Origin of the sequence: Amazonocrinis nigriterrae CENA67, from assembly GCF_016056305.1 — a bacterium.
GTDB lineage: Bacteria > Cyanobacteriota > Cyanobacteriia > Cyanobacteriales > Nostocaceae > Amazonocrinis > Amazonocrinis nigriterrae.
Genome location: NZ_JAECZC010000091.1, coordinates 1 through 3,249, shown reverse-complemented (window position 1 = coordinate 3,249; position 3,249 = coordinate 1). Strand labels below are relative to the sequence as shown.

Sequence of the window (3,249 nt, the reverse complement as noted above, 5' to 3'; positions counted from 1 at the left end):
CGCACGCAAGTGTGAAACTCAAAGGAATTGACGGGGGCCCGCACAAGCGGTGGAGTATGTGGTTTAATTCGATGCAACGCGAAGAACCTTACCAAGACTTGACATGTTGCGAATCTTCTTGAAAGAGAAGAGTGCCTTCGGGAGCGCAAACACAGGTGGTGCATGGCTGTCGTCAGCTCGTGTCGTGAGATGTTGGGTTAAGTCCCGCAACGAGCGCAACCCTCGTTTTTAGTTGCCAGCATTAAGTTGGGCACTCTAGAGAGACTGCCGGTGTCAAACCGGAGGAAGGTGGGGATGACGTCAGGTCAGCATGCCCCTTACGTCTTGGGCTACACACGTACTACAATGCTACGGACAGAGGGCAGCAAGCCGGCAACGGCAAGCAAATCCCGTAAACCGTGGCTCAGTTCAGATCGAAGCTTGCAACTCAGCTTCGTGAAGGAGGAATCGCTAGTAATTGCAGGTCAGCATACTGCAGTGAATTCGTTCCCGGGCCTTGTACACACCGCCCGTCACACCATGGAAGCTGGCAACGCCCGAAGTCATTACTCTAACCATTCGTGGGGGAGGATGCCTAAGGCAGTGCTGGTGACTGGGGTGAAGTCGTAACAAGGTAGCCGTACCGGAAGGTGTGGCTGGATCACCTCCTTTTAAGGGAGACCTACCCAACTCTAATATCGAAAACGAAGTGTGAATAGATATAGAGAAGGTTATTCCGAGGTCGGTCGCAGAACTTGATGGGGCTTTCAAACTATGTTTGGTTCGTAATTGGGCTATTAGCTCAGGTGGTTAGAGCGCACCCCTGATAAGGGTGAGGTCCCTGGTTCGAGTCCAGGATGGCCCACCTGAATCAAGTTAGGAGTTAAGAGTTAGGAGTTAGGAGTAAAAAACTCATAATTAATAACGAGTAACTAATAACTTGTGGTCTGGGGGTTTAGCTCAGTTGGTAGAGCGCCTGCTTTGCAAGCAGGATGTCAGCGGTTCGAGTCCGCTAACCTCCACCTGTAGCGTCAGCTAACAAAAAAAAGGATGAAATTCAGCAACATGGCAGATGATGTCAGACTGCTGGATGAAATACCAGCCAGAACCTTGAAAACTGCATAGTAACGCGAAGCAGGCAGACACAGACATTGAAAAAGTGATTGTGTTTGCAGTTTTAAAACCAATTGTTAGTGGTCAAGCTAATAAGGGCTTATGGTGGATACCTAGGCACACAGAGGCGAGGAATCACTAGTGAATTCGCGGCCGCCTGCAGGTCGACCATATGGGAGAGCTCCCAACGCGTTGGATGCATAGCTTGAGTATTCTATAGTGTCACCTAAATAGCTTGGCGTAATCATGGTCATAGCTGTTTCCTGTGTGAAATTGTTATCCGCTCACAATTCCACACAACATACGAGCCGGAAGCATAAAGTGTAAAGCCTGGGGTGCCTAATGAGTGAGCTAACTCACATTAATTGCGTTGCGCTCACTGCCCGCTTTCCAGTCGGGAAACCTGTCGTGCCAGCTGCATTAATGAATCGGCCAACGCGAACCCCTTGCGGCCGCCCGGGCCGTCGACCAATTCTCATGTTTGACAGCTTATCATCGAATTTCTGCCATTCATCCGCTTATTATCACTTATTCAGGCGTAGCAACCAGGCGTTTAAGGGCACCAATAACTGCCTTAAAAAAATTACGCCCCGCCCTGCCACTCATCGCAGTACTGTTGTAATTCATTAAGCATTCTGCCGACATGGAAGCCATCACAAACGGCATGATGAACCTGAATCGCCAGCGGCATCAGCACCTTGTCGCCTTGCGTATAATATTTGCCCATGGTGAAAACGGGGGCGAAGAAGTTGTCCATATTGGCCACGTTTAAATCAAAACTGGTGAAACTCACCCAGGGATTGGCTGAGACGAAAAACATATTCTCAATAAACCCTTTAGGGAAATAGGCCAGGTTTTCACCGTAACACGCCACATCTTGCGAATATATGTGTAGAAACTGCCGGAAATCGTCGTGGTATTCACTCCAGAGCGATGAAAACGTTTCAGTTTGCTCATGGAAAACGGTGTAACAAGGGTGAACACTATCCCATATCACCAGCTCACCGTCTTTCATTGCCATACGAAATTCCGGATGAGCATTCATCAGGCGGGCAAGAATGTGAATAAAGGCCGGATAAAACTTGTGCTTATTTTTCTTTACGGTCTTTAAAAAGGCCGTAATATCCAGCTGAACGGTCTGGTTATAGGTACATTGAGCAACTGACTGAAATGCCTCAAAATGTTCTTTACGATGCCATTGGGATATATCAACGGTGGTATATCCAGTGATTTTTTTCTCCATTTTAGCTTCCTTAGCTCCTGAAAATCTCGATAACTCAAAAAATACGCCCGGTAGTGATCTTATTTCATTATGGTGAAAGTTGGAACCTCTTACGTGCCGATCAACGTCTCATTTTCGCCAAAAGTTGGCCCAGGGCTTCCCGGTATCAACAGGGACACCAGGATTTATTTATTCTGCGAAGTGATCTTCCGTCACAGGTATTTATTCGCGATAAGCTCATGGAGCGGCGTAACCGTCGCACAGGAAGGACAGAGAAAGCGCGGATCTGGGAAGTGACGGACAGAACGGTCAGGACCTGGATTGGGGAGGCGGTTGCCGCCGCTGCTGCTGACGGTGTGACGTTCTCTGTTCCGGTCACACCACATACGTTCCGCCATTCCTATGCGATGCACATGCTGTATGCCGGTATACCGCTGAAAGTTCTGCAAAGCCTGATGGGACATAAGTCCATCAGTTCAACGGAAGTCTACACGAAGGTTTTTGCGCTGGATGTGGCTGCCCGGCACCGGGTGCAGTTTGCGATGCCGGAGTCTGATGCGGTTGCGATGCTGAAACAATTATCCTGAGAATAAATGCCTTGGCCTTTATATGGAAATGTGGAACTGAGTGGATATGCTGTTTTTGTCTGTTAAACAGAGAAGCTGGCTGTTATCCACTGAGAAGCGAACGAAACAGTCGGGAAAATCTCCCATTATCGTAGAGATCCGCATTATTAATCTCAGGAGCCTGTGTAGCGTTTATAGGAAGTAGTGTTCTGTCATGATGCCTGCAAGCGGTAACGAAAACGATTTGAATATGCCTTCAGGAACAATAGAAATCTTCGTGCGGTGTTACGTTGAAGTGGAGCGGATTATGTCAGCAATGGACAGAACAACCTAATGAACACAGAACCATGATGTGGTCTGTCCTTTTAC

Annotated in this window: 2 protein-coding genes, 2 tRNA genes and 1 rRNA gene; 4 read left to right on the top strand and 1 reads right to left on the bottom strand. The window is 48.1% G+C overall.

The window, feature by feature from the left end; genetic code table 11:
* The 3 genes from I8748_RS29645 to I8748_RS29635 form a co-directional block, all read left to right on the top strand.
* Nucleotides 1-651 (top strand): 16S ribosomal RNA (locus I8748_RS29645); the annotation flags it as partial.
* 119 nt (nucleotides 652-770) lie between these two features.
* Nucleotides 771-844 (top strand) — tRNA-Ile (locus I8748_RS29640).
* Between the two features lie 84 nt (nucleotides 845-928).
* Nucleotides 929-1,001, top strand: a tRNA-Ala gene (locus I8748_RS29635).
* Nucleotides 1,002-1,675: 674 nt separating this feature from the next.
* Here the strand turns inward: I8748_RS29635 and I8748_RS29630 are convergent.
* Nucleotides 1,676-2,335 (bottom strand): type A-1 chloramphenicol O-acetyltransferase, encoded by a 660-nt coding sequence (locus I8748_RS29630; protein WP_000412211.1) that lies wholly within the window; start codon nucleotides 2,333-2,335, stop codon nucleotides 1,676-1,678.
* Nucleotides 2,336-2,553: 218 nt separating this feature from the next.
* Here I8748_RS29630 and I8748_RS29625 point away from each other — a divergent pair, with 218 nt between their 5' ends.
* Entirely contained in the window at nucleotides 2,554-2,901 is a 348-nt protein-coding gene (locus I8748_RS29625) for a tyrosine-type recombinase/integrase (RefSeq protein WP_000442160.1), read from the top strand.
* Nucleotides 2,902-3,249: the final 348 nt, after the last annotated feature.

Coding starts and splice junctions, on each gene's coding strand:
- I8748_RS29625 (WP_000442160.1), top strand. CDS start 2,554: ATGGAGCGGCGTAACCGTCGCACAGGAAGGACAGAGAAAGCGCGGATC.
- I8748_RS29630 (WP_000412211.1), bottom strand. CDS start 2,335: ATGGAGAAAAAAATCACTGGATATACCACCGTTGATATATCCCAATGG.